This is a genomic window from Actinomycetospora sp. NBRC 106375, from assembly GCF_030269665.1.
GTDB lineage: Bacteria > Actinomycetota > Actinomycetes > Mycobacteriales > Pseudonocardiaceae > Actinomycetospora.
In genome coordinates, this window is record NZ_BSTS01000011.1 from 150,040 (window position 1) to 175,519 (window position 25,480).

At 75.5% G+C, this 25,480-nt stretch carries 27 protein-coding genes; 7 read left to right on the plus strand and 20 right to left on the minus strand.

What is annotated here, in order from left to right:
* The first annotated feature begins 38 nt into the window (after positions 1-38).
* From QSK03_RS19515 to QSK03_RS19535, 5 genes are all read left to right on the plus strand, one after another.
* Positions 39-365 (plus strand): DMT family transporter, encoded by a 327-nt coding sequence (locus QSK03_RS19515; RefSeq protein ID WP_285655408.1) that lies wholly within the window; start codon positions 39-41, stop codon positions 363-365.
* Positions 366-388: 23 nt separating this feature from the next.
* The gene (locus QSK03_RS19520; protein WP_285655410.1) at positions 389-928 is read left to right on the plus strand and encodes a TetR/AcrR family transcriptional regulator; all 540 of its coding nucleotides are present in this window, start codon (positions 389-391) and stop codon (positions 926-928) included.
* Positions 929-1,007: 79 nt separating this feature from the next.
* Complete coding sequence (locus tag QSK03_RS19525; RefSeq protein ID WP_285655413.1) at positions 1,008-1,205, plus strand: hypothetical protein; 198 nt, start codon at positions 1,008-1,010, stop codon at positions 1,203-1,205.
* Positions 1,206-1,361: 156 nt separating this feature from the next.
* The gene (locus QSK03_RS19530; RefSeq protein ID WP_285655416.1) at positions 1,362-2,147 is read left to right on the plus strand and encodes a hypothetical protein; all 786 of its coding nucleotides are present in this window, start codon (positions 1,362-1,364) and stop codon (positions 2,145-2,147) included.
* 16 nt (positions 2,148-2,163) lie between these two features.
* A complete protein-coding gene (locus QSK03_RS19535) occupies positions 2,164-3,666 on the plus strand; it encodes a CoA-acylating methylmalonate-semialdehyde dehydrogenase (protein ID WP_285655419.1) in 1,503 nt (500 codons plus the stop codon).
* Positions 3,667-3,672: 6 nt separating this feature from the next.
* On the opposite strand, the gene QSK03_RS19540 is transcribed toward QSK03_RS19535, so the two are convergent.
* The 5 genes from QSK03_RS19540 to QSK03_RS19560 form a co-directional block, all read right to left on the minus strand.
* Positions 3,673-4,098: a hypothetical protein gene (locus QSK03_RS19540; protein WP_285655422.1), complete on the minus strand. Its 426-nt coding sequence runs from the start codon at positions 4,096-4,098 to the stop codon at positions 3,673-3,675.
* A gap of 38 nt (positions 4,099-4,136) precedes the next feature.
* Positions 4,137-4,808: an MBL fold metallo-hydrolase gene (locus tag QSK03_RS19545; protein WP_285655425.1), complete on the minus strand. Its 672-nt coding sequence runs from the start codon at positions 4,806-4,808 to the stop codon at positions 4,137-4,139.
* Between the two features lie 26 nt (positions 4,809-4,834).
* Positions 4,835-5,494 (minus strand): Dph6-related ATP pyrophosphatase, encoded by a 660-nt coding sequence (locus QSK03_RS19550; RefSeq protein WP_285655432.1) that lies wholly within the window; start codon positions 5,492-5,494, stop codon positions 4,835-4,837.
* 28 nt (positions 5,495-5,522) lie between these two features.
* Complete coding sequence (locus QSK03_RS19555; protein WP_285655436.1) at positions 5,523-5,996, minus strand: hypothetical protein; 474 nt, start codon at positions 5,994-5,996, stop codon at positions 5,523-5,525.
* A 113-nt stretch (positions 5,997-6,109) separates the two neighbouring features.
* Entirely contained in the window at positions 6,110-6,571 is a 462-nt protein-coding gene (locus tag QSK03_RS19560; RefSeq protein WP_285655437.1) for a DUF1707 SHOCT-like domain-containing protein, read from the minus strand.
* On the opposite strand from QSK03_RS19560, the gene QSK03_RS19565 reads away from it, so the two are divergent.
* Entirely contained in the window at positions 6,537-7,055 is a 519-nt protein-coding gene (locus QSK03_RS19565; RefSeq protein ID WP_285655439.1) for an SAM-dependent methyltransferase, read from the plus strand. The two genes, QSK03_RS19560 and QSK03_RS19565, sit on opposite strands and share 35 nt — an antisense overlap.
* Before the next feature lie 150 nt (positions 7,056-7,205).
* Here QSK03_RS19565 and QSK03_RS19570 read toward each other — a convergent pair whose 3' ends face one another.
* The 14 genes from QSK03_RS19570 to QSK03_RS19635 all read right to left on the minus strand — a co-directional run bounded on the left by QSK03_RS19570 (position 7,206) and on the right by QSK03_RS19635 (position 23,013).
* The gene (locus QSK03_RS19570; RefSeq protein WP_285655441.1) at positions 7,206-7,991 is read right to left on the minus strand and encodes a crotonase/enoyl-CoA hydratase family protein; all 786 of its coding nucleotides are present in this window, start codon (positions 7,989-7,991) and stop codon (positions 7,206-7,208) included.
* A 16-nt stretch (positions 7,992-8,007) separates the two neighbouring features.
* Positions 8,008-8,802, minus strand: a complete 795-nt coding sequence (locus QSK03_RS19575) for a hypothetical protein (protein WP_285655443.1) — start codon at positions 8,800-8,802, stop codon at positions 8,008-8,010.
* Between the two features lie 105 nt (positions 8,803-8,907).
* Positions 8,908-12,372 (minus strand): molybdopterin cofactor-binding domain-containing protein, encoded by a 3,465-nt coding sequence (locus QSK03_RS19580; RefSeq protein WP_285655445.1) that lies wholly within the window; start codon positions 12,370-12,372, stop codon positions 8,908-8,910.
* Complete coding sequence (locus tag QSK03_RS19585) at positions 12,369-12,851, minus strand: (2Fe-2S)-binding protein (RefSeq protein WP_285655447.1); 483 nt, start codon at positions 12,849-12,851, stop codon at positions 12,369-12,371. The genes QSK03_RS19580 and QSK03_RS19585 overlap by 4 nt, the downstream gene beginning before the upstream one ends.
* A 26-nt stretch (positions 12,852-12,877) precedes the next feature.
* Positions 12,878-14,353 carry a GMC family oxidoreductase gene (locus QSK03_RS19590; RefSeq protein WP_285655449.1) on the minus strand — a complete coding sequence of 492 codons (1,476 nt, stop codon included), beginning with the start codon at positions 14,351-14,353 and terminating at the stop codon, positions 12,878-12,880.
* Positions 14,354-14,423: 70 nt separating this feature from the next.
* Positions 14,424-15,692 carry an MmgE/PrpD family protein gene (locus tag QSK03_RS19595; RefSeq protein ID WP_285655452.1) on the minus strand — a complete coding sequence of 423 codons (1,269 nt, stop codon included), beginning with the start codon at positions 15,690-15,692 and terminating at the stop codon, positions 14,424-14,426.
* On the minus strand, positions 15,689-16,723 hold the full coding sequence (locus tag QSK03_RS19600; RefSeq protein ID WP_285655458.1) for an LLM class flavin-dependent oxidoreductase: 1,035 nt from the start codon (positions 16,721-16,723) through the stop codon (positions 15,689-15,691). Before QSK03_RS19600 ends, QSK03_RS19595 begins: the two co-directional genes overlap by 4 nt.
* Positions 16,720-17,562: an alpha/beta fold hydrolase gene (locus QSK03_RS19605; protein ID WP_285655472.1), complete on the minus strand. Its 843-nt coding sequence runs from the start codon at positions 17,560-17,562 to the stop codon at positions 16,720-16,722. Before QSK03_RS19605 ends, QSK03_RS19600 begins: the two co-directional genes overlap by 4 nt.
* Positions 17,559-18,551 (minus strand): DODA-type extradiol aromatic ring-opening family dioxygenase, encoded by a 993-nt coding sequence (locus QSK03_RS19610; RefSeq protein WP_285655473.1) that lies wholly within the window; start codon positions 18,549-18,551, stop codon positions 17,559-17,561. Before QSK03_RS19610 ends, QSK03_RS19605 begins: the two co-directional genes overlap by 4 nt.
* A complete protein-coding gene (locus QSK03_RS19615) occupies positions 18,548-19,882 on the minus strand; it encodes a zinc-binding metallopeptidase family protein (protein ID WP_285655475.1) in 1,335 nt (444 codons plus the stop codon). Before QSK03_RS19615 ends, QSK03_RS19610 begins: the two co-directional genes overlap by 4 nt.
* On the minus strand, positions 19,879-20,001 hold the full coding sequence (locus QSK03_RS19620; RefSeq protein ID WP_285655478.1) for a hypothetical protein: 123 nt from the start codon (positions 19,999-20,001) through the stop codon (positions 19,879-19,881). Before QSK03_RS19620 ends, QSK03_RS19615 begins: the two co-directional genes overlap by 4 nt.
* Positions 19,998-20,789 carry an alpha/beta fold hydrolase gene (locus QSK03_RS19625; RefSeq protein ID WP_285655480.1) on the minus strand — a complete coding sequence of 264 codons (792 nt, stop codon included), beginning with the start codon at positions 20,787-20,789 and terminating at the stop codon, positions 19,998-20,000. Before QSK03_RS19625 ends, QSK03_RS19620 begins: the two co-directional genes overlap by 4 nt.
* Positions 20,779-22,005, minus strand: coding sequence for a Rieske 2Fe-2S domain-containing protein (locus tag QSK03_RS19630; RefSeq protein WP_285655482.1), 1,227 nt, complete (start codon positions 22,003-22,005; stop codon positions 20,779-20,781). The genes QSK03_RS19625 and QSK03_RS19630 overlap by 11 nt, the downstream gene beginning before the upstream one ends.
* 27 nt (positions 22,006-22,032) lie before the next feature.
* Positions 22,033-23,013: a PDR/VanB family oxidoreductase gene (locus QSK03_RS19635; protein ID WP_285655484.1), complete on the minus strand. Its 981-nt coding sequence runs from the start codon at positions 23,011-23,013 to the stop codon at positions 22,033-22,035.
* Positions 23,014-23,283: 270 nt separating this feature from the next.
* Between QSK03_RS19635 and QSK03_RS19640 the strand changes: the two genes are divergently transcribed.
* Entirely contained in the window at positions 23,284-24,624 is a 1,341-nt protein-coding gene (locus QSK03_RS19640) for an MFS transporter (protein ID WP_285655485.1), read from the plus strand.
* Positions 24,625-24,690: 66 nt separating this feature from the next.
* Here QSK03_RS19640 and QSK03_RS19645 read toward each other — a convergent pair whose 3' ends face one another.
* On the minus strand, positions 24,691-25,410 hold the full coding sequence (locus QSK03_RS19645) for a TetR/AcrR family transcriptional regulator (protein ID WP_285655487.1): 720 nt from the start codon (positions 25,408-25,410) through the stop codon (positions 24,691-24,693).
* Positions 25,411-25,480: the final 70 nt, after the last annotated feature.

Consider the following 25,480-nt stretch of genomic DNA (forward strand, 5'->3'; position numbering starts at 1 on the left):
GACCAGTTTTCCGGATTGATCAGAAGGGAGGCTGACGTTTGGCGTACGTCCTCCTCGCTCTCGCGATCACCTGTGAGGTCGCGGCGACCGTCTCGCTCAAGCTCTCGGCGGGCTTCACGCGCCTCGTGCCGTCGGTGGTGGTCGTCGTCGGGTACCTGGCGGCGTTCGCCCTGCTCTCGCAGGCCCTCACTCGCGGCCTGGGCATCGGTGTCGCCTACGGGCTGTGGGCGGCGGCGGGCGTCGCCCTCGTCGCGATCGCCGGCACCGTGCTGCTCGGCGAGTCGCTGACGTGGGTGCAGGTCGGCGGCATCGGCCTCGTCATCGCCGGCGTCCTCGCCCTCGAGCTCGGGGGGCGCACGGCGTGAGGCGCTCCGCGGGGTCCCCGACGGTGGACGGCCGGCGCCGCAAGGGCGACGAGCGCCGCCGGGAGCTGCGCGAGGCGACGATGCGGGTCATCGCCCGCGGCGGGATCGCGGCGGTCACCCAGCGCGCGGTCGCGGCCGAGGCCGGGCTCACGCCGAGCCTCGTGAGCTACCACTTCCCGACCGTCGACGCCCTGCTCTCGGCGACGCTCGCCGCGGTGAACGACGCCTACGTCGCCGCGCTCGGGCGGTGTGCCCGGGACGCCGACCCGGTGCCCGCCCTCGCCGCGCTCGTCGCGCAGGCCGCCGGCTCCGAGCGCGGCTACACCGTCGACGCGGAGTACGAGCTGTTCCTGCAGGCCGGACGGCGCCCGGCGCTGCGCGAGGAGTGGTCGCGCTGGACCGGCGCCCTGGACGCCCTGCTGGCCCCCCTGGTGCCCGAGCCGGCCCGGCGCGCCGGGGTCGGTGCCGCCGTCGACGGCCTGTTCCTGCGCTGCTGGTGCGATCCCGTCCCCTGGCGGGCGGGCGACGTGGAGACCGTGCTGCGCGCCCTGCTGCCCGCCTGACCTGCGGCGGCCCTGGTGCCGTTCGCGGGGACGCCGCTACGGTCTCCTCCGGAGATCGACCGCCCGGGGAGGACGTGCGATGAAGAAGCTCGCGGAGCTCCTGGTCTGCTTCCTGCACCCCGTCGCGGTGATCCTCGTCTGGCTCAACCTCGTCGTGCGCCCCGAGCTCAGCGGCACCGCGAAGATCGTCTGGGCCGTCCTCGCGCTCGTGCCGATCGTGCCGTTCGTCTATGTGCTCACGGGCGGTGAGCTGTGGGAGGGAAAGAAGACCTCCTGATGGTCGAGGGCTACGCCGCCTGACCGATCAGGCGTTCCCTCGATCGGGTCGTCGCGCCTGGTCGCGGCGGGTACGGTCACCACGCCGCGGTCGAGCAGCCCGCCGCGGATCCGAGGCCCCCGAACCCGCGACCCGGCCGTCGCGCAGGGAGCGCGCATGCTCGACCACGCCCCGCCGTTCCCCGGCGACCTCGCCGAGGCCCTCGGGTTCCCGCCCGCGGGCGACCGGCAGTGGGACGCGATCGCCGGGAGCGGCGCCGACAGCGTCGAGATCAAGATCCTCCTCACGCCCGGCGACGACACCGCGGCGCTGCTCTCGGGGACGCACGCGGTCCGCGTGCGGCACCGCCGGCTGCACCTGCTCGACACCGTCGACCTCGCGCTCGCCCGTGCGGGGGTCCACCTGCGCCTGCGTGACCGGGGCCGCGACCGCTGGGACCTCACCGTCCGGCTGCGCGGGTCCGGCGCCGTCGCGGTGCCGGACCTGCCCCGCCCCACGGGCGGCCGGGTCGAGCTCGACGTCCTTCCCGGCGCGGTCTACCACAGCTCGGAGGTGCGGGAGCGCGTGCCCGCCGGGCTCGCGATCGCGCTGCGCGACAGCGTCCTCGACCCCCGGGAGCTGCTCACCGGCCCGCAGGCGGCGCTCCTGGCCTACGGGGTGCCGGATCTCGACGGCGAGCTGTGGGCGCACGGCCCGCTGCGCGTCGAGCGCGCCTCGGTGCCGCGTCCCCGCTGCCGGCTCCCGCACGCCCGCCACGAGCGCTGCCGTTTCCCCGGCGGGCGGGTGCTCGAGGAGTTCTCGGCCCGGTGCCTGCCCGCGCAGGCCCCGGAGGTCGCGCGCGCGTCGGCGTACCTGCTCGCGGCGCACCGGCTGACCGCCGCGGCGAGCCAGCGCACCAAGACCGCCGTGTGGGCCGACGAGCTGCTGGCCGGCGTTCGCTAGAGGAGTGGAGGTCCTGATGGAGACCCTGCAGCACTGGGCGGGCGGCGCGGCCCTGAAGTCGTCCGGCGACCAGCGCGGTGACGTCACCGACCCGGCCACCGGGGAGGTGAGCCGTCAGGTCGCCTTCGCGACGGAGGCCGACGTGGCGGCGGTCGTGGGATCGGCACGCGACGCGTGGCCGGCGTGGCGCGAGACCTCGCTGACGGAGCGCACCCGCATCCTGTTCGCGTTCCGGGAGCTGCTCAACGCCCGCGCCGACGAGCTGGCCGCGATCATCACCGCCGAGCACGGCAAGGTCCTCTCCGACGCCGCCGGCGAGGTCGCCCGCGGTCAGGAGGTCGTGGAGTTCGCGTGCGGGATACCGCACCTGCTCAAGGGCAGCGCCACCGAGAACGCCTCCACCGGGATCGACGTGTCCTCGATCCGCCAGCCCCTCGGGGTGGTCGGGATCATCAGCCCGTTCAACTTCCCGGCCATGGTGCCGATGTGGTTCTTCCCGATCGCCATCGCCGCGGGCAACACGGTCGTGCTCAAGCCGAGCGAGAAGGTCCCGTCGGCCGCGCAGTGGCTCGCCGAGCTCTGGTGCGAGGCGGGGCTGCCCGACGGGGTGTTCAACGTCCTGCACGGCGACAGGACCGCCGTCGACGGGCTGCTGCACCACCCCGACGTCAAGAGCGTCAGCTTCGTCGGGTCGACGCCGATCGCCCGGTACGTCTACGAGACCGCCACGGCCGCGGGCAAGCGGGTCCAGGCCCTGGGCGGGGCGAAGAACCACATGGTGGTGCTGCCCGACGCCGACCTGGACCTGGCCGCCGACCAGGCCGTCAACGCCGGGTTCGGCTCTGCGGGGGAGCGCTGCATGGCGATCTCGGCGGTCGTGGCCGTGGGAGCGTGCGGCGACACGCTGGTCGAGAAGATCGCCGCGCGGGTCCGCGGGCTGGTGACCGGCGACGGGCGCCGCGGGTCGGACATGGGTCCCCTCGTGACCCGGGCGGCGCAGGAGAAGGTGTCGGGCTACGTCGACGCCGGCGAGGCGGCCGGCGCGTCGCTGGTCGTCGACGGGCGCGGGGTGTCGCCCGACGCGGACGGCGCGGGGTTCTTCGTGGGCCCGACCCTGTTCGACCACGTCGGCACCGACATGTCGATCTACACCGACGAGATCTTCGGCCCGGTGCTCTCCGTGCTGCGGGTGGACACCTACGACGAGGCGGTGGCGCTGGTCAACGCCAACCCGTACGGCAACGGCACGGCGCTGTTCACCCACGACGGCGGCGCCGCGCGGCGGTTCCAGCACGAGGTCGAGGTCGGGATGGTCGGCATCAACGTCCCGGTCCCGGTGCCGATGGCCTACTACAGCTTCGGCGGCTGGAAGAACTCGCTGTTCGGCGACACCCACGCCCACGGCACCGAGGGCGTGCACTTCTTCACCCGCGGCAAGGTCGTCACCTCCCGCTGGACCGACCCCGCCCGCCGCGGCGATTCCGGCGAGCTCGACCTGGGCTTCCCGCGGAACACCTGAGCGTCGTCAGCCGGCGGCCGGGCGTGCCGGCTCCCAGCGCCGCAGCGCCTCGTAGGCCAGCGCGCCGCCGAGCGCGACGGGCAGGTCGACGACGCCGAGCACGAGCAGCGCAGCGCCGCCCAGGTAGACGGGTCCGCGGTGGGGCAGCACCCGCGTGATCGCCCAGGCGGTGCCCTCGACGGCCGACACCGCGGAGTCGGCCAGGCCGTGCACGGTGCCGGCCGGGGCCTTCTCGGCGGGAGGGTCGACGGTCCGCGCGACGGGCGCCGCCGGGCTCGGCGTCGTGCGGGGAGCCGCCTTCGGCGTCGCCCGCCGGGAGCCGGCGCTCGCCGCTCCTCCGTTCGACGAGATCGGCGCGTCCGGGCTCGTCAGGGCGGTGGCGACCGGATCGTCGTCCTGTTGCGATCTCTTGTCCTTCTGCTCCTTCGCCATCGTGCGACGTTACGCCCGCCGCGCCCGGGCGGGGAGGCTCAGCGGGCCCCGGCGGCGCGCGCCCAGGCGTCCGGCGCAGCGACCGGTCGGCCGTGCAGACCGACCACCAGCGACGGTCGGAGTCCGGCGAGCCGGCGGCGCGCGGCGTCCGCACCCGCCGGGTCGTCGTGGAGTCCCCGGGGCAGCGGGAGCCACCGGGGCGCGGCCGGGTCGGAGGACACGTTGACGGGCCCGTCGCCGACGACGAGGACGCGGTCCTCCTCCCGCCACAGCGCGAGCGTCCCGGGGCTGTGGCCGGGCACGGCGAGGACCGCGAAGCCGGCGACGCGGTCGCCCTCGGCGAGGCGGCGGTCGACGCGACGGCGCTCCCGGGCCAGCGGGGCGAGGACCACGCGCCCCAGGGCGCCCGCGTGCGTGTCGAGGCGCCCGCCCTCGAACAGGTCGGCGTCCGCCGTGCCCATGGCCAGCGGCGCCCCGGTCTGCCGGCAGAGCCACGCGCTCGCGCCGACGTGGTCGCCGTGGGCGTGGGTGACGGCGTGCTCGACGACGTGGCGGCCGCGCAGGAGGGCGGCGAGCCGGCGCCCCGACCAGGGCAGCCCGGCGTCGACGACGACGTCGCCGTCGGGGCCCGTCAGCACGACGGTGTTGAGCAGCTCGCCGGGGACGAGGGCGCCGAGTCGGACCCCGTCGGCGACCGTCCGGAGCGCCATGGGGCAGAGCCTGCCGTGGCCGCGGCTCAGCCGTCGAGCGTCGCCGTCACGAACCCCTCGCGTTCGGCCGTCCCGGTCACCCGCGCGGCGACCGGACGGGCGAACCCCGGTCCGTCGGTGACGAGCGTGTGGAACTCGCCGTTCTCCCCGCACGGGTCGACGCCGGCGCCGAGCTCGCGGATCAGCGCGGCGTCCCACACCCGCCCGACGATCTCCGCGGGCACCCGGGCGGGGTCGGCGCACACGACGAGCGCCCGGACGCCGCGGTCGAGCATCGCGTGGGCGAGCGGTCCGGTGGGACGCCCGAACAGCGGGAAGCGGGCGTCGAGGCCCGTGCCGGCGAGCGCCTGCTCGCGGTAGGCGCGGATGTCGGCGAGGAAGAGGTCGCCGTACAGGACCGCGGTGGCACCACCGTCGCGCAGCCGGGCCCACGACGCGCGGGTGCGCTGCTCGTAGACGTCGTTCGGGCACGGCGACGGCAGCTCGACGGTCTCGAGCGGCATGCCGAGTGCCGCGGCCTGGGCCTCGACGAACCGGCGGGGGACGAAGCTCGCCGCCACCTCGCCGGTCGCCAGCACCGTCGTGTGCAGTCCGGCGATCTCCGTGCCCGGTGTCCGCCGGGCCGTCGCGAGCGCGAACGCGCCGTCCTTGCCGCCCGACCAGCTCATCCACGCCCGCGTGCTCACCCTCGCCGACGGTAGCGACCCCCCGGTGTCAGCGGCGGTGGGCGGCGGTGGTCGCCGGCGCGGGTCGGCGCAGCACGAGCACCGTGGTGATCAACAGGATGACCGTGCCGACCGACTCCACGACGAGCGTGGTCGGCGCGAGCTCGTAGTCGAGGCTCGACTCGATGCCGAAGAGACCGACGGTCAGGGCGAGGACGAGGCAGAGCAGGGTGCCGGCGAGGAAGAGCAGCGCGAGCACCGTCGCGACGGCGAGCAGGCGCCCCCGCGTCACGAGCACCGCGATCGCGAGGACCGCGCCCCCGATCCCGTTGAGGATGAAGAGGATCCCCAGGATGCCGCCGGTGCTCGTCAGGGCGAGATAGAGGTGGATGCCGCCCATCGCGAGCAGGGACAGCGCGCTGAGCGCCTGCCAGAGCATCGTGGAGCGCGTGGCCGTCCCGCCGCGGTCGATCCGCACCGTGGGGCCGTCGCTCGGGCCGTACGGTCCTGCCGTCGACGACATCGCCGTCACCCCTGCTCTCGACGCTCGGGTCACCGGCCCTGCCGGCGCGACGGGCAGGGGCGGGCATGGTCCCACGGCGGGGCGGTGGATGGCCACGGAACGAACGAGGTGGGTCAGGTGTCCCGGTCGTCGCCCTGCTGCTCCTGGCGCGACCGCGCGAACAGCGCGCCGCCGAGCGGGATGAGCAGGAAGAAGACCCAGGAGTTCGCGATCGGCACCGTGAAGAACAGGATCAGCGCGATGATCGGCAGCGCGGCGCTGACCGCGGGCCCGTAGCGGGCGAGGGCGCTCGGTTCCCGCCGCGCGGGAGCTCCCGGCGGGGCGGCCGCGGCGGGACGGCGGTCCTCGCGGGCGGCGACGGCACCGTGCGCGGACAGCCGGTGGGGTTCGGGCAGGTCGACGAACAGGGGCTCGAGGTCCTCGGCGGTGCGGGCCTCGGTGACCTTGGCGCTGCGCTCGCCGTACTCCTCCGGGTCGAGGCGGCCGGCTTCGAGGTGGGCGTCGAGGGCCTTCATCGCCGCCTCCCGCTCGGCCGTCCCGATGCGGGGGGAGGGGCGCGGCTCGGGCTGCGTCACGGCGTCACCATGCCCGCATCATGGCAGCTCGCGGGCGTCGTGGGCGTCTACGGTCACGGTCGTGACGCCCGCCCTCTCGCCCCGGCTGGCGGCGATCGTGGACGGTCTGTCCCTCGCGCCCGGAATGCGCGTGCTGGAGATCGGGTGCGGGCCGGGCGCGGCGGCGCGCGCCGTTGCCGCCCGGGTCGCTCCCGGCCACGTCCTCGCCGTCGACCGGTCGGCCACGGAGGTCCGCCAGGCCGTGCAGGGCTGCGCGGACGAGATCGCCGCGGGCCTGCTGAGCGTGCGGCAGGTGGCGGTCGAGGATCTCGTGCTCGCGCCCGGCGAGGAGCCGTTCGACCTCGCGTTCGCCGTGCGCGTCGGCGTGCTCGACGGCCGCCACCCCACGCGGGAGCGCCGCGCCCTCGAGCGCCTCGCCGCGGTGCTGCGGCCGGGCGGCCGGCTCGTCGTCGACGGCCGGGAGGTCCCCCTGCCCCGCCCGTGATCGTGGTGGGTTGCCTGACGTTGATCGTGAGCGGCGACGCCAGGCTGACACCCCTCGGCGTGTCGCGCACCGAGGATGTGGCGATCCTGGCGTCACACGCCAGGAAAGCCGCATTGCTCGCACACCCCGTGTGCGGCACTCCTCGGTGCGTCAGCCAGGGGAGGATGAGGAGAAGGAGCCGTGGCGGCCGGCGCCGGAGGCGAAGCGGGTGGCGCCGGCGACGGTGTCGGCGCCCAGGGACACCTGGCCGTGGGCGAACTCCCGGCGCAGGGCGGCGTCCTCGTCGAGCGACTCCTGGTCGAGCAGCGACGCGCGGTCCTCGCGCAGGCAGGTCTGCGGGAACGCGGCGAGCTGCTCGGCGAGCTCGAGGCTCGCGTCGAGGGCCGTGCCGGCGGGGACGACGCGGTTCGCGAGGCCCATCCGCAGCGCCTCGTCGGCGGCGACGGGCCGGCCGGTGAGGACGAGGTCCAGCGCCTGGCTGCGCCCGATGAGCCGCGGCAGGCGCACGGTGCCGCCGTCGATCAGCGGGACACCCCACCGCCGGCAGAACACCCCGAACACCGCGGTCTCGTCGGCGACGCGCAGGTCGGCCCAGAGCGCGAGCTCGAGCCCGCCCGCCACGGCGTGGCCGTGCACCGCCGCGATCACCGGCTTGCCCAGGCGCAGGCGCGTCGGCCCCATCGGCCCGTCGCCGTCGGGCTCGACGCGGTTGCCTTCGCCGCGGCTGACCGCCGCGAGGTCGGCGCCGGCGCAGAAGGACGGCCCTGCGCCGCGCAGGATCGCGACCGCCGCGTCGTCGTCCGCGTCGAACCCGCGGAACGCCTCGGCGAGGCGTTCCGCGGTCGCGCGGTCGACGGCGTTGCGCTTGTCCGGCCGGTTCAGGGTGACGACGGTGACGGCACCCCGGCGCTCGACCACGACGCTCTGTTCGTCCACGCCGTGATCCTCGCGGCTACTGGCGCTGCGAGACACCCGCCATGCACCAGTCGCCGTCGGTCACCGCGAGGACGATGTCGGCGGGCAGGTTCTGCGTCTGGCCCTGCGCGGACAGCGTGAGGTCCATCGGGGCCACGGCCTGCGTGTCGAGCTCCAGGCGCGGCGGGCCGGCCGGGCGCGCCGACTGGATGATCTGCAGCGCGTCGGGCGGGAACGGGTTGGTCGCCTGGCCCTGCTGGTTGTGGCAGGAGACGGCCTCGAGCTCGGACGGGTTCTTCGTGGCGAGCGCGGTCGAGACCCGCTCCGCGACGGAGTCCGGCGAGCCCGGCTTGACCGCCCAGCCCGGGATGATCAGTGAGGTGACGGCCAGGGCGATGATCGCGGCGGCCGCGACCGCGCCGAGCGCGATCGTCAGCCACGGACGGCGCGGGGCGTCCTCGTCGTCCTCGTCGTCATCGTCCACCGTGTCGTCGAGGTCGTCGTCGCCCGACGCGCTCGAGGCCGGCACGGTCCCGGCCGGGTCGTCGTCCTCGTCGTCCTCGTCGTCGGAGGCCGTCGCGCCGGTCCCGGTCTTCCCGGTCGTGTCGGCCGTCTCGGTCGTGTCGGCCTTCTCGGCCGCCTCGGTCCCGTCGTCCGACGTGCTCGCGTCGGACTCCGTCGCCGAGTCCTCCGACGCGCTCGGCGTTCCGGAGAACTCGCCGCGGTCGGCGACGCCCACCGCCGTGCCCGCGCGCTCGCCGTCCTCGGCCGCGTGGTCCTGCGCTGCGGCGTCGTCCCGCGTCGTGCCGCCGGACTCGTCGGTGCCGGACATGCTGTCTCACCTCGATTTCACGACGCTTCGCCGGGCGCCGATACCGCGTCGATGACGGCTCCGCACGGTGCCTCATCGCCGCGTCGTCGCTCGCAGCGGGGGTGGTCAGACCCCCGCCGGTGTCACGGCGGGCCGCTCCGGGACCGCGGCCGCGGCGCCGGTGACGATCTCCTCGACGGCCTGCTCGCAGAGCCCGGCGGCGGCGTCGAGCTTCCACCCGTTGCGGGGCAGCGGATGGGCGTGTGCGTCCAGGACGCGGTCGACGAGCCGACGCACCCCGGCGACCGTGGGCCGCGTCCCCCGCAGGGCGTCCTCGACCTCGGTGAGCCGCCACGGGGTCGGGGCGAGGGCACCGAGCACCAGCCGCACGTCGTGCCAGCGCCCGTCCTCGCCGACCACGACGCTCAGCGCGGCCGCCGCCGTCGCGAAGTCGCCGGTGTAGAGGCCGAGCTTCGTGTAGGCGCTGCGCCGCCCGGCCGGCAGCGGGACGTCGACGGCCACGAGGATCTCGTCGTCGCGCAGGACGGTCTCGCCCGGGCCGGAGTAGAACGCCGACGCGCCGACCTCGCGGCGGCTGCCGTCCCCGCGGGCCAGCGTCAGCACGGCGTCGAGGGCGGGCAGGACGTTCCCGACGTCCGAGGGCGTGACGGCCTGGCAGCGGTGGCCGTCGACGGCGGCGTGCTGGAAGCGGTGGTCGCCCAGGATCGCGTAGCAGGGGCTCGTGGCGCCGTTGCGCTTGTAGCAGTCGAAGCCGTTGCGGAAGAACCAGCAGCGTTTGGCCTGGACGAGGTTGCCCGCGACGGTGGCGGTGTTCCGGATCTGGGGCGACGCGATCCCGCGCACCGCCTCGGCGAGCGCCGTCGGCGTGGCGGGATGGCGGGCGAGCTCGGCGAGCGTGACGGCGCCGCCGACGTGCAGGTGCTCCCCGCCGCCCTCGTGCCGGTGGACCTCGATCCGGCGCAGCTCGGGCAGCGTGCCGACGGCGACGAGCACGGGCGCCGGGCGGGCCTGGCGCGGCCGGTCGGGCAGCTGGTCGGTGCCGCCGCCGAGGGCGGCGGCCCGCGGTGAGCGCAGCGCGGACAGCGCCTCGCCCAGGTCGGCGGGCATCCGGATCTCTGGCGGCGGGGCGGGGTCGTGACGCCGCGCGCGGCGGGCGGCGCCCAGCCGGGTGCCCCAGCGGTCGAGGACGTGGTGCAGGCCCAGCGGGTAGAGCGCGCGGATCGCCGCGATCCACCACCGCGACGGCCGCCGCCAGATCCCGTGGCGGCGGCGCCGCCCCTCCTGCTCGGCGAGCGCGGTGATCACCTTGTCCGGCGTGATCGGCAGCTCCCGGATGCGCACCCCCACCGCGTCGGCGACGGCGTTCGCGACCGCCGCACCCGGCGGCACGATCGACATCTCGCCGACCGACTTCGCGCCGTACGGGCCCGCCGCCTCGTGGCCCGCGACGATGTGCGCGCGCACCGACGGCACGTCGGCGTTGCGGGGCAGCGCGTAGTGCAGGTAGGTCGGGTTGACGACGCGCCCGCCCTCGCGCACGAGGTCCTCGCCGAGCGCGGCGCCCAGGCCCATCACCGCGCCGCCGACGATCTGGCCCTCGACGGCGGTGGGGTTGATCGCGCGCCCGACGTCGTGGGCGGCGAGGTAGTCCGCGACGCGGACCTGCCCGGTGCGGGTGTCGACGTCGACGACGGCGCCGTGCGCGGCGAACGCGTAGCTGGGGGAGAGGTTCGCGCGGTCCTTGCCGGGGGCGAGCATCTCGGTGCCCTCGAGGAGGTAGCTCGTCTCGTGGCTCAGCACGGGTTCCGACGCCGCGCCGTCGACGGCCTCGCCGGAGAGGTCGACGAGGTCGCCCAGCTCGACGTCGCCGGCGTCCGAGCGTGCCCGTCCGCCGCGCAGCGTCACGGCGTCGGCCGAGGTGCCGAGCTTGTCCGCGGCGAGGCGCCGCAGCCGGTCGGCGAGCTCGCGGCTCGCCTGCCCCACCGACGACCCCGTCATGTGCGTCCCGCGCGACGACCAGGCCCCGAGCTCGAACGGGGTGCGGTCGGAGTCCATCGAGAGCACCGCGACGTCGCCCAGGTCCACGCCCAGCTCGTCGGCGGCGATCTGCGCGAGGATCGTGTTCTGGCCGGTCCCGGCGTCGGAGCCCCCGTGACGCACCCGCACCCGCCCGTCGGCGAACAGGTCGACGGCGGCGTCGCTGCGGTTGGCCTGCTCGTAGGCGTAGGCACCGCTGCCGTGCGATCCGGCCGCCACCCCCCAGCCCCGCCGCACCGCGCCGGACGACCGCGCCGCGGCGCGCGCGACGTCCCAGTCCAGCCCGTCGCGCACGGCGACGAGGCAGTCGCCGAGCCGGTTGGTGCCCACCCGGTAGCCGCAGAGGGTCTCGGCGTGCTCGGGCGCGAGGTTACGCAGCCGCATCGCGATCGGGTCGAGGCCCAGGCGGGCGGCGATCTCGTCGACCTGCGACTCCATCGCCAGCGACACCTGCGGGGTGCCGTAGCCGCGGAACTGCCCGCCGGGCTGGGTCGCGGTGTCGACGAGGCGGGAGACGAACCGGACCCCGTCCGGCCGGTACATCGACCCCAGGGTGATGACGCCGACGCGCATCACCGAGCTGCCCATGTGGTTGTAGGAGCCGTTGTCGACGTCGATCTCGGCGTCGAGCGCGCGCAGCACCCCGTCGGCGTCGGCGTGCGTGCGCAGGTGGGTCTCGAAGCGGTGCCGCGGCTTGTTCGACCCGAACTCCTCCTCGCGGGAGAGCGCGAGCAGCACCGGCCGGCGGGCGGCCCGGGCCAGGGCGGCGGCGAGCACCTCGTGCTCGGAGGCCTTGGACTTGCTGCCGAACCCGCCGCCGGTCGCGCCCTCGCGCACGACGACGTCGTCGTGGTCGAGGCCCAGCAGCTGGCTGACCTCCTTGGCGATGAACCACGGCGCCTGCGTGGACGTCCACAGCTCGACGCGCCCGTGGTCGGCGTCCCACGCGGCGAGCGTCGTGTTCGGCTCCATGGCCGCGTGCGACACGCTCGGGTAGGCGAACGAGCCCTCGACGGTCACGGCCGCCGCGGCCCGCCCGGCGTCGGGGTCGCCCCAGGTCATGTCGAGGAGCATCGCGACGTTGGGCTCGTCGGTGGTCCGCTCGTGCAGCGTCGGTGCCCCGGCGGCGCGGGCCGCGGTCGGCGTCAGCGGGGCGGGCCGCGGCCGGTAGCGCACGCGGATCGCGCGGAGCGCGGCCTCGGCCTGCGCCGCCGTCTCCGCGGCCACGGCGGCGACCTCCTGCCCGACGTGGCGCACGACGCCGCGCGCGAGCGGCGGGCGGTCCGAGAGCGGCCCGCCGCGGTGGACGTAGAGCGCGTCCGGCGCGAAGTCCGCGGCCGTGATGACGGCGTGCACGCCCGGCATCCGGCGGGCGCGGGCGGTGTCGATCGCGACGATCTCGGCGTACGGGTGCGGTGAGCGCAGCACCCGGCCGACCAGGTGGTCGCCGCCCAGATCCGCGGTGAACAGCGTCCGTCCCGCGCTGCGGTCGTCCCAGTCGAGCGGGCGGACGCGACGCCCGACCCAGGTCACGACGACACCCCGTCGCGGGCGGCGGCGACGGCGCAGACCGAGTCCACGATCGCCTGGTAGCCGGTGCAGCGGCAGACGTTGCCCGAGAGCTCGTGGCCCACGTGCGCCCGCCGGTCCTCGTCGGCGGCCGGGAGGCCGTCGCGCAGCAGCGCCGTCGCAGCCACCACCTGCCCCGGGGTGCAGAAGCCGCACTGGAACGCGCCGCTGTCGGCGAACGCGGCGCGCAGGTCGGCGCTCTCCGCCGCGAGCCCCTCGACGGTCTCCACCGGCTCGCGCACGAGCACGGCCGGGGTGATGCAGGCCATCGTGGGGCGGCCCCCGACGAGGACCGTGCAGGCGCCGCACTCGCCGCGTCCGCACGCCACCTTCGTGCCGGTGCGGCGCAGCCGGTCGCGCAGCACGTCGGCGAGCAGGGGCAGGCCGGCGACGTCGACCTCGACGGTCTCACCGTTCACGACGAGCGTGTGGGGCTGGGGCATGGTGGTGGGCTTCTCCCGGTGAGAGCTCAGGCGACGAGGTCGGCGGCCTTCTCCGCGATCATCGCGGTCGGGGCGTTCGTGTTGGCCGAGGTGATGGTCGGCATCACCGAGGCGTCCGCGACACGCAGACCCTCGATCCCACGGACCCGCAGCTGCGGGTCGACGACGGCGTCGTCGCCGGTGCCCATGGCGCAGGTGCCGACGGGGTGGAAGTACGGCATCGCCGACTGCCGGACGAACCGCGTGAGCGACGATCGGTCGGTCGCGGTGCCCGGGGCGACCCGGCGGGCGACGAGCTTGCGGAACGCCGGCTGGTCGGCGAGCTCGAGGCCGATCTCGACGCCCGCGACGGCGGCCTCGACGTCGGCCGGGTCGTCCAGCATGTTCGCGCGGATGTCGAGCCCGCCGCCCGCCGTCAGCCGCAGGCGCCCGCGGCTGCGGACGCGCATGAGGCCGGGGGCGAGCACGAAGGCGTTCGCCGGCACGGGGTGCTCGGCGGCGACCTCGGCGGACACGTAGGGGATCTGGACCGAGACGTAGGTCAGGTCGGGCACGGTCACGTCGGCCGCGCTGCGCCAGAAGGCCATCGAGCCCTCGAGGTTGTGGGTCGGCGCGGGCAGCGGCTCCGCGGCCTCGAAGCACGGGCCGGCGATGATCGGGTGCTCCTGGAGGTTCTCGCCGACCCCCGGCAGGTCGAGCACCGGGGTGATCCCGACGTCCCGGAGGTGGCCGGCGGGTCCGATGCCCGACCCGAGCAGCAGGCGCGGGGTGTTGATCGACCCCGCGCAGAGCACGACCTCGCGGTCGGCGCGGATGTCGGCCTCCCCCTCGGCGGTCCGGACGGTGACGCCCGTGCACCGCTGGCCCCGCAGCGACAGCCCCGTCACCTCGCCGGTCACGAGCGTGAGGCGCTCGTCGTCGAGCACGGGACGCAGGTGGCCGGTCCACGTGCTCGTGCGCGCGCCGTCCCGGACGTCCATCGTGATCGGGCCGGCGCCGAGGGGCTCGGCGACGTTGATGTCCTCGAGCGCCGGCATGCCGTAGCTGACACCGGCCTCGACGAGGGCCTGCGCCACGGGGTGCAGGTCGGTGGCCCGCTCGACGCCGATCTCCTCCGCGCGCCGGAAGTACGGCAGGACCTCGTCGTGGCTCCAGCCGGTGGCGCCCGCGGCGGCCCACCCGTCGTAGTCGGCGCGGTGGCCGTGCACCCAGACCAGGGCGTTCGTGCTGCCGGAGCCGCCGAGCACCTTGCCCCGGGACAGGAGGAGCGTGCGCCCGTCGAGGTGCTCCTCGGGCCCGTAGGAGTAGGCCCAGTCGTGCGGGGCGCCGATGTTCTCCACCCAGCGGGCCGGGTCGCCCGACGACGCGATCCCCTCGGGCGGGCCGCCGGCCTCGACGACCACGACCGTCGCGCCGGTGCGCTCGAGCAGGCGGCGGGCGACGACACACCCGGCGGTGCCGGCACCGACCACGACGTAGTCGGCGGAGCGGGGAGTGGTCATCGGGGCCTCCGCGGGGTGGTGGTGACGGTTCGTACTGTGTACGGGACGGTGAACGAGCCCCGGCTCGCCGTCAAGCAACAGTCCTGTGACGACGGGTCCCGGGGAGGGCGTCGAGGTCGGACCACGGCGTGAGGTCGCGCCCGGCGAGCCGGGAGGCGCGGGCGAGCAGGGCGTCGTCACCCAGCGGCTCCGGGTCGAGGCACGACGCCGTCCCGAGCGTGCGCCCGCCGCGCTCGACGCGGACGTGCGCGCCCCACCGCGCCGGGAACGTCGCGTCGAGGTCGGCCGCGGGCTCCTGCCGGACCGTGATGTCCGGCGCGGCGACGGCGCCGGCCGCGACCTCCCGGTACCAGCCCGGCTCGGCGGCCCGTCCCGCCGCGTGGCCGCGCACCGCGACGACGGCGCTCGCCGCGGCGGCGGTCGGGTCGGTCGGGGCCGGGTCGTCGGTGACGAAGTGGCCGGCCGCGGTGGGGAGGGCGACGACGACGGTGTCGCCGTCGCGCAGCACGGTCCCCTCGAGCGCGGAGAGCGCCGCCAGCGCCGCCTGCAGTGGGCGGGCGCACGGCCAGGTCTTGGTGGCCACCTCGGCGAGGTGGGGCGCCCCGGTCGGGGAGGGCGGTGCCGGGGCGTCGCCGAGCAGCGCGGCGACGGGGCCGTCGAGCAGCGTCGTCGACACCGAGAGCCCGGCCCGCGCCCCGAGCGCGGCCGCCAGCCCGGTCCGCGCGGCGCTGCCGCTGCGCAGGTAGTGGCCGTGGCCGAGGACGTCGGCGGACAGGAACCCGCCGAGCCCGGTGGACGCGAGCGCGAGCGCGGCGGTGGTGGCCGCGTCGTCGAGGCCGAGCAGCACGGCGGCCGTCGCGGCGGCCGCGAGCGGGCCGAACACCGCGGTCGGCCAGAGCCCGCGGTCGTAGAGCGCGGGGCCTCCGCAGCGCAGGCTCGCCTCGATCCCGGCCTCGTGCCCGGCGACGACCGCGCGGGCCAGCAGCTCCCCGCTCGCGCCGCGGGCGGTCGCCAGTGCGAGGGCGGTCGGGACCACCACCGCGCCCGCGGCGAACGCCGCGCGGCCGTGCAGCGGGTCCAGCTCGTCGAGGTGCGCGAGCGTCGCGCCCACCGCGACGGCGTCGTCCAGCCGGTAGCCCGCCGGCAGGCCGGGGACGACGACGCCGCCGGGATCGGTCGGCACCAGCGGCAGCCACGTCCGCGCGACGGGGTGTCCCGCGCCGGACGCGACGCAGCCGAGGACGTCGACGACCTGGCGGGCGGCGAGCCGCCGCGTCTCCCGCCCGGCGTCGCGTGCCGCCGCCCGCGACCGCGCCGCGAGCTCGCCGAGCACCGTCATCGTGACCGGATCGCCGGCAGCACGTCGCGAGCGACGTCGGCGAGCAGCCGGTGCGGGAGGTCGTACGACCCGACGTGCTGCAGGAACACGCCGTCCACCCCGACCGCGGCGAGCTCGGTGAGGCGCGCGTCGATCTCCTTGGCCGACCCGACCAGGCAGAACTCGCGGGCGAAGCGCACGACGGCCTCGTCCGAGACGTACGCGTCGCAGAACCGCACGGCGGCATCCCAGTCCTCGGCGTGCACGAGGTCGGGGTAGACGCCCTCGACACGCTCCGGCGCCGTGACGTCCACGCCGGCGGCGGCGAGGGCCGCGCCCCCGCCGTTGCGTGCGATCTCCACGCACACCGGCTTGAGGGCGCGGGCGTCGCGCTCGACGTCGTCGGTGACCCGGCAGTAGGCGGACACGGTGATCGGCACCCCGGTCGGTCCGACGGCGCGGCCCGCGGCCTGCGCGCCCTCCGCGACCCGCGCGGTCGCGAACGCCAGCGGCCCCGGCGCGACCCCGGAGAGCAGGATCGCGCCGTCGGCCGTCTCGCCGGCGAGGCGCAGGTTGCGGGGCCCGCTCGCGGCCAGGTGCAGCGGCACGTCGACCGGGTCGCGCAGGCGCGAGGTCACGCCGTGGAAGTCGACGTCCTCGCCGGCCAGCAGCGACCGGATCGTCGCCATGCCCTCGCGCAACGCGCGACCCGTCGACGGGGACATGCCGACCGGGCCGACGGAGCTGTTGCCGACGCCCAGTCCGAGCACGAACCGGCCCGGCGCGACCTCCCCGACGGTCCGGGCGGCCGACGCGACCACGGCGGGGTGCCGGGTGGCGACGTTGGTGACCGCGGTGCCGACGCCGACCCGCTCGGTCCCGGCCGCGACCGCGGCGGTGACGGCGAAGACGTCGCGCCACAGCAGCTGGGAGTCCGGGAACCAGAGCTGGTCGAGCCCCGCGGCCTCGGCGTCGCGCGCGAACGCGACGAGGTCCCCGACCGGCGCGCACGGCGGGACGCGCAACCCCACCCTCAGTGCCCGGCCGCTCATGACAGGAACGTCAGCGCGAGGTCGTCGAACCGGGCGCTGTGCTCGTGCTGGGGCCAGTGGCCGCACTCCCCGAAGACCTCCAGCTTGGCGCCGGGGATCGACTCCTGCATGCGGTGCGCCTCGGGGACGTCGCCGAACGGGTTCTGCGCGCCCCACACGATCAGCGTCGGGGCCTGGATGCGCGCCATCTGCTCGGGCGCCAGCAGATCCTCGGTCCGGTTCTCCCTCTGCTGCAGGCACAGCAGGTGGTCGATACCCGCGACGAACGACGGCCGGTGGTAGATCGTGTGCCGGACGTCGACGAGCTCGTCGGTGACGTTCGCCGGGTCGTGCATGAGCAGCTCGAGGCGGCTGCGCGTCAGGGCCGTGTCGTCGGTCTCGACCGCGAGGCGGGTGCTGGTGCGGATGCGCTCCATGACCTCGGGGTTCGCCACGGTGCCGCCGGGCGCGACGAGCACGAGGCGCCCGACCCGCTCGGGGTGGTCGGCGGCCAGGCGCGCGGACACCCAGCCGCCGAGGGACTCACCCACGAAGTGCGCCCGCTCGATGCCCCGGGCGTCCAGGTAGGCCAGCACGTGCTCGACGTAGCGCGGGATGCGCAGGTCGCCGCCGGGGTTCTCGGTGTAGCCGTGCCCGAGCATGTCGAGCGCGTGCACGGTGAAGCGCTGCGCGAACGCCGGGATGTTGCGGACGAAGGCCTCGAGGTGGCCGCTGGTGCCGTGGAGCATGACCACGTGCTCGGGACCCTGGCCGGCCCGCAGCACGCGGGTGCGGGCGCCGCCGACGGGCTCGTGGCTGATCGCGTAGTCGACCTCGGCGAGGTCGGTCCAGAGGGTCATCGGGCGGCCTCCAGGGTGCCGGTGGTGGACGTGGTGGGGGTCGTGCCGGCGGGGGTCATGATGCTGACCCCCATGCCGGTGAGCCAGGGACCGACGGCCGCGTAGGCCGCGGTCGTCGCGTGCGGGAGCCCGTCGGGTCCGGTGAGGGCGGCGTGCACGGCGAGCCAGGAGCGCAGCTCGTGGGCGCCGTTGCCGGCCTCGCGCTCCAGCTCGTCGTCGGTCATCGCGAGGACGGGCGAGACGTCGCCGACCTCGAGCATCCGCAGGAAGCGGGCGTCGAACTCGCTGTTGATGTCCGGCTCGGCCGCCCGGATGATCTGCCGGCGGCGGACCTCGTACTCGCTCCACGAGGTGCGGCCGTTGAGCCAGGCCTCGACGAGGAAGCGGTCGTCGTCCGACAGCGCGGCGAACCACTTCGGCCACGGCAGCCGGTGCGAGAGCCCGCCGGAGGCGACGAGGGCGACGCGCCGGTCGACGCCGTCCTCGCGCAGCACCCGCCCGATGGTCGCCCCGAGCCGGTGGACGCGGGCGAGCGGCGGCAGCGGCGGCGCGAACATGTTGACCACGACCGGGACGACCGGCACGTCGAGGTCCGGCACGAGGTGCTGCAGCGAGTGCGTGATGCCGTGGTCGACGGTCAGGCGCAGCGAGAACGCCGGGTCGAAGCCGTCGGCGACCATGCCGTCGACGAGGTGGCGGGCGAGGTCGGTGTCGACGGGCAGCGGGCCGCCCGGCGTGCCGGCCTCGCCGGCGCCGAGGACCTCGCCGACGCCGACCGTCACCGCAGGCATGAGGTCGAGGAACATGCCGCGGAAGTGGTTGGACCCGACGACCACGACGGCGTCGGGCCGGGCGGCCGCGAGGGCGTCGCGGGCGGCGGCGAGGCCGTCGCGGAAGCGGTGCGCCTCGGGGAGGTGGTCGACCTCGTCCCAGTGGGTGTTCATCAGCGTGCTGTGCGAGGCGCCCAGGCCGAGCACGATGTCGCTCACGACGGTGTCCTCTCTCGCGTGCACAGGGAGACGGCGGTGTGCACGAGGTGCCGGGCCAGCCGCAGGGCCTCCCGGATGTCGACGACGTTCATCCCGGCCGGGAAGTCCAGCGGGATCGGGGCGTCGGGCCCGATGCGGTCCATGCCGATGCGTGCGGTGGGCAGGCCGCGGTTCCGCAGGATGTTGGCGTCGGTGGCGCCGCTGTTCGCGACGATCGGGGCGTGCGGGCGGCCCTCGAGCTCCTCCCAGGCGGCGATCGCCGCGGCGACGACCGGGGCGTCCTGCGGCGTCGACGTCCCCGGGATCGCGAGCACCATGTCCCAGTCGACGTCGAGATCGGGGTGCTCGGCGACGATCGCGGCGATCGCCGCGGAGAACTCCCGGCGCACGTCGGCGGGGGTGGAGCGCGGGCTGGTGCGCAGGTCGACGGTGAACCGGCACAGCGCCGACGTCGCGGACGCGAGGCGCGGCCACCCGCCCTCGACCGAGGCGACGACGCCCTGCGGCGCGACGAGCCCGTCGGTGTGCCGCGCGCTGTACTGCGGGAACCAGCGCTCGAGCGCGTCGATCACCGTCGCGGCGTGGCCGACGGCGTTGCGGTAGGGCATGCGGTGCCGCGAGCCGACGTAGGAGAACGCGCCGTGCACCCGGACCTCGAACCAGCAGAGCCCGACCTCCTCCCACGCCACGGCCCAGCCCGGCTTGGCGATCACCGCGTGGTCGGCCCACACGCCCTGCTCGAGCAGGAAGGAGGCGCCGACGCCCTGGCCGGTGTTGCGCCGGACGAGACCCTGCGTGGCGCGCCCGTTGGTGGGCATGCCGCCCGCGCCGAGACCCACGAGCAGGTCGCCGCGCAGCGGGACGCCGGCGTGCGCGACCGCCTCGGCCGCCGCGATCACCGCGGCGCCGTGGCCCTTGGGGTTGCTCGCGCCGAGGCCCAGGACGTGGTCGCCGTGGACCTGCGCGCGGGGCCGCATGTCGGCGCGCAGCTCCGGGCCGATCCACGGGACGTCCTCGGCCGGGTCGCCGACCGTGAACGTGTCGATGGGCGCGTAGAGCAGCAGGCTCTCGCCCGTGCCGTCGCCGGCGAGGCGGCCGTGGGCGTTGGCCTGGCGGTCGTCGAGGGGCTGGACGCGCCCGGCGAGGCCCGCGGCGTCGAGCTGCCCGGCGAGCCACGCGGCGAGCGGGCCCTCCTCGCCCGTGGGGCTGGGGATGTCGACCATGCCGACCACCAGCTCGGTGAGGCGTGTCGCGTCGAGGCGGGCGCAGGCGTCGTCGATCCACGTGCGCTGCTGCGCGGTGAGGGATGCGGTCAGCGGCGGGGTGCTCATCGGACCGGGTGCACCGTGCGGACGGTGGTGCGCCGGCCGAGCCTGGCGAGCAGCCCGGTGCGCGTGGCGACGGCGGTGGCGGCGGCCGCGGTGACGACGACGGCGGCGGTGCGGATCACGAGGAGCTCCTCAGGTGGGCGTCCACGATCGCGGCGACCGCGTCGGGTCGCTCGGACTGCGGGTGGTGGGCGGTGGCGTGCAGGACGGTGAGGTCGGCGCGGGGCAGGGCGTCGGCGAGCGCGGCGGCGTAGGCCGGCCCGGCGAAGGGGTCGTGCCGTCCCCAGACGAGGTCGACGGGCGCGGTGACGTGCGCGAGCCGGTCGCCCAGGTCCTCGGGGGTGCCGGGCGCACCCGCGGCACTTTGGTCGGACCGAAAGCGGGCGTCGACCAAGGCGTCCGGGACGCGGGACCGGTCGTGCCATTCGGCCTGACCGATCAACTCGCGCATCCGGCCGGCGCTGGGACGGCCGTCGCCGGCGTACGCCGCCCTCAGGCGGGCACCGAGTTCGGGGTCGAGCAGGTCGGGAACGCCCCCGGGTGCGGGCGTAGGCGTGCTGCCGACGAGGACGAGCCGCCGGAACCGGTCCGGTGCCCCGCTCGCGGCGAGCAGTGTGACCGACCCGCCGTAGGACTGCGCGAGCACGTCGGCCCGCTCGATCCCGAGGCCGTCGAGCAGGTCGACGAGCGCCCGCGCCGCCGCGCCCAACCGGGGCCCGGACGCGGCGGGGGAGAGGCCGTAGCCCGGCAGGTCGGCCCACAGCCACGACCGGCCCGGGCGGGCGTCCATCACCGCGGCGAAGTCGCTCGCCGCGTGGCAGCCCGGCCCGCCGCCGTGCAGGACGACCGTGACCGGCCCGCCCACGGCACCGCGCCGGCCGTGGGAGAGCAGGGCCGTCCTAGTGGCCACGGCGCGCCACCGTCTGGACCACGACGTCGCTGTCCTCGATGTGCTTGCGCCACGCGGTGAGCGAGAGGTCGGGGCGGTAGAGCCGCTCGGGCGGCGAGTCCATGACGTCGACCATCCACGCGTCCTGCGCGGTGAACTGGCCGTGGAAGAGCCACCGGATCGCGGTGAGGTACGTCGCCTTGAACGCCGCGGCCTTCCAGCCCGTCTCGAAGCGGACCATCAGCTGCACGTAGCGCACGTGGTCGGCGTCGACCGGGACGTACCACTCGTAGTGGAGGAACTGCGGGTACGCGACGCGCAGGATGCCGGGCAGCCGGATGCTGACGAACCCCGGCAGGTCCAGCGCGGCGATCACGGGGTTGGCGTCGCCGTTCTTGCCGGGCCGGTCGGGCAGCGGCATGCGCTTCCACCAGCGCTTGTTGCTGAACCGCCCGACGCCGGGGAACTCGGCCTCCCAGTGGACCTCGTCCTGCACGCGGATGAGCCAGCCGTCGCGCTCGACGATGCGCGTCCTGTTCCACGTCGGCATGACCTTGAACAGCCGCCACAGCGCCGTGTTGTGCAGGTACTTGGCGTGGCCCTCGTCGAAGCCGTTCTCGGCGGCGAAGCGCCAGTTGCCGTCGCGGATCTCGTTGCGGCCGCCGAGCACGAGCGTGTTCTGCGTCAGCTCGGCCGGGATGTCGTCCTCGACCGGCGGCGGGGTGCCGTCCTCGCGGAGCTCCCCGATGTAGACGAACACGAGCCCCAGGCGCTCCTGCACGGGGTAGGTCGCGACTGACACCTTGCCGCAGATGGGGGAGTCGGGGCCGTCGGTGATGACGGCGGCGAGCCGGCCGTCCTCGAGGTCGTAGGTCCAGCCGTGGTACGGGCACGAGATCGTCCCGGGGAACTGGCGGCGGCCCAGTGACAGCGGCACCCCGCGGTGCGGGCAGCGGTCGTGCAGGCCCTTGATCGCGCCGGTCCGGTCGTCGCGGACGAGCACGACCTTCTCGCCGCAGATCGTCACCGGCACGGGCGTGCGGCCGACCTCGTGCGCCCACACCGCCGGGTACCAGTGGTCGCGGAACCCCAGCTCGGCGCGGTCGTAGGTGCTCCACGTCGACCAGTCGGACCCGGTCTGCACCGGCGGGCCCGGTTCGGCGACGCGCTCGACGTAGCGGCGCGAGAGGCGCGGGCGGCGGGGGGCGACCTCGTCGGGCGCGGCTTCGGTGGTCACGGGGAACTCCTGTGGTGGTCGGGAGGCTCAGAGGTCCAGCACGAGCTCGGCCGACCGCGCGCGGGACACGCACGGGGCCATGACGTCGGTGCGGTCGGGCTCGGTGAGGGCGTCGCGGTGCCGCGGCTCGCCCGCGACGACGCCGACGAGACAGCTGCCGCAGACGCCGTCACGGCAGGCGTTGGGCAGCGCGTAGCCGGCCTCGTCGAGGGCCTCGAGCGCGGAGCGCCCGGCCGGGACGGTGATCCGGCGCCCGGTGCTGGCGACGACGACGTCGAACGGGGTCAGCTCTTCGTGCTCGTCCCGCGCGGCCGCGGCGAACCGCTCCACGCGCGGCGCCGGCAGCTCCTGCTCCGCGCAGTGCGCCTCGACCGCGGCGATGAGCCCGGGCGGCCCGCAGACGGCGAGCGCGGTGTCGGCGTCGAGGCCCTTCAGCAGGCGCCCGAGGTCCGGGACGCCGTCGACGTCGTCGGCGTGGACGGTCACGCGGTCCGCGTGCGCCTCCGGCGCGGCAGCTCCGCTGCGCTTCGTGCCGCGGTCCAGCCTCCCGAGGTCCTCCAGGAAGGCCATGCTGCGCCGCGAGCGTCCGAGGTAGACGAGCCGCCAGTCGGCGCCGCGGGCGGCGAGCTCCGTGGCCATCGTCAGCACCGGGGTGATCCCGATGCCGCCGGCGACGAGCACGTGACGCTCGGCGTCGGCCAGCGGGAAGTGGTTGCGGGGCCCGCCGACCTCGACCTCGTCGCCGGGGCGCAGCCGCTCGTGGACGTGCGCCGACCCCCCGCGGGAGTCGCGCTCGCGCAGCACCGCGACGCGGTAGCGCCGGCGGTCGGCGGGGTCGCCGCACAGCGAGTATTGCCGCACGTGCCCGCCGACCGCGAGGTCGACGTGCGCGCCGGGCGCCCAGGCCGGCAGCAGGCGGTCCCGGTGGTCGCGCAGCTCCACCGCGAGGACGCCGTCCGCCTCGCGGCGCAGTCCGACGACCTCGAGGTCCATCACCGCGTCGTCCATCGAGCCTCCGTCCTCCGTCGCCGTACTTAGTACGGTACGAAACATCGCACATCGCTCCACGCTTGTCACGCGGGCTTCTGTTTCCGTTGGGTGACGACGCAGCGCGATCGAGGAATCGGTTCTTGACGGCCGGGCGGCGCACCGTACAAAGTACGAACACCCGAACGGGCGCTGTGCTCACCAGCGAGGTCGCACACGGCAACGTCGGGTATCCGCGAAGCTCCCGGCGCCGGCCGGCGACTTCTCCGCCCCTCCCCCCGGGAGTCCCGCATGTCCGTCACCACCGGACCTCGCCGCAGTCCGGCGAAGGCCGTGGTCGCCAGCTGGATCGGCACCACCATCGAGTACTACGACTTCGCGATCTACGGCCTGGCGTCCTCGCTGGTCTTCGCGAAGCTGTTCTTCCCGACGTTCAACCCGCTCGCCGGCACGCTCATCGCGCTGTCGACGTTCGGGGTCGGCTACGTCGCGCGCCCCCTGGGCGCCCTCGTCTTCGGGCACTTCGGTGACCGCATCGGGCGGCGGACGATCCTCGTGATCACGCTGCTGATGATGGGCGGCTCGACGTTCCTCATCGGCCTGCTGCCGACCTACGCGAGCATCGGGATCGCCGCACCGATCCTGCTGGTGCTGCTCCGCGTGCTGCAGGGCATCTCGGTCGGCGGCGAGTACAGCGGCGCCGTGCTCATGACCGTCGAGCACTCCGAGGAGTCCCGGCGCGGGCTGCGCGGCGCGCTGGTCAACACCGGCACCTCGGCCGGCATGATCCTCTCGAACCTGGTCTTCCTCGCCGTGCTGACGCTGCCCGAGCCGGCCCTGATGTCGTGGGGCTGGCGCATCCCGTTCCTGGTCAGCGCCGTGCTGGTGGTGGTCGGGCTCGTCGTGCGACTCACGCTCGAGGAGAGCCCCGACTTCCTCGCGATCCAGCGGGCCGGCGCCGTGCGCCGCCTGCCGCTGGTCGAGGTGCTGCGCGGCAGCGGGCGCTCGGTCGTCCTCGTCGCCCTGGCCACGATCTCGGCCGGCATGGTCTTCACGCTCACGACCGTCTTCTCGATCTCCTACGGGAAGACCGCCCTGGGCCTGTCGAGCCCCGCGATGCTCGGGGTGCTGCTGCCCGCGGCCGTCGTGCTGCTCGTCGCCATCCCGGTCGCGGGCCGGCTCGCCGACCGGTTCGGTGTCCGCGCGGTGTTCCTCGCCGGCGGGGCCGCCCTCGTCGTCACCCCCTTCATCTGGTTCGCGCTGCTGAACACCCGGAACTACGGGCTGATGCTGCTCGGCTTCGTCATCGTGTTCCTGGCCTACTCGGCGAACTACGCGGTCTTCCCCGCGTACTTCTCGGGCGTCTTCCCGGCCGCGCTGCGCTTCAGCGGCATGGGGATCGGCTTCACGATCGGCACGATCCTGGGCAACGGGTTCGCGCCGGCGATCGCCGCGTCGCTGCAGGAGTCCGGCGGCTGGGTCGGCATCGCCGTCTACATGGCGGTCGGCGCCGTCGTCTCCCTGCTCGCCGGGCTCGCGCTGCGGATGCCGGCCTCGACGGACCCGACGGAGGGCGCCCCGGTCGAGACCCCCGCGGCGGAGCCGAAGGCGGTGCCGGCCGCCGGGAGCTGACCTCCTCCGACCGGATCGCCAGGACGCCGGACCCGTCGGCGCGACGGGTCCGGCGTCCTGCTGCGGTCAGGCGCCGGTGGTCGCCGGGACGGTCGCGACGAACCCCGCGATCCAGGTCTCCAGGCCGTCGGCGAACTGCTCGTCGGTGGGCAGGGTCGGCAGGTCGTCGGCGAGGTCGACGGTGTGCGGGAAGCGCTCGCGCGACAGACCCGCGTAGAAGTGGGTCCGCTGGCGGCGGGCCTCGGCCGTAGCGGCGGCGTCCTGCGCGCGGCCCCAGGCCCGGGGGGCCTCGTAGGCGGAGAAGCCGAGTGCGTAGGTGATGAGGAAGCCGTAGGCGTGCACCGCGCGCGGCCCGGTGATGCCGGCGACGGCGAGGCGTTCGAGCACGCCCTCCATGGCGTTGACCAGCGCGCCGGGGCTGTCGGTGACGCGGGTGGCGAGCAGGCGGACGACGCTCGGGTGGTCGCGCATCATCGCCAGGAACGCGTGCCCGAGGTCGCGCAGCGCCGCGGCCGGCTCGGTGGCGGCCTGCTCGGGCAGCGTCATCGACCCGAGGATCCGGTCGCCCATCGCGTCGAGGATCTCGTCCTTGTTGCGGAAGTAGCCGTAGAGCGTCATGACGCCGACGTCGAGGTCGGCGGCGAGGCGGCGGACCGTCAGGCGGTCGAGGTCGGCCTCCTCGTCGGCGATGACGAGGGCCGCATCGATGATCCGCTCGGCGGAGAGCCCGGACGCGGTGCTCGCCCGGCTCTCCTTGCCGCTGTCCTTGCGGCGACGTGGGGGCACGGGTCCTCCTCGAGGGAACGGGCCAGCGCGCACGCACGGGCGAACGTCGTACGGTCCAGTGTATCGAGGA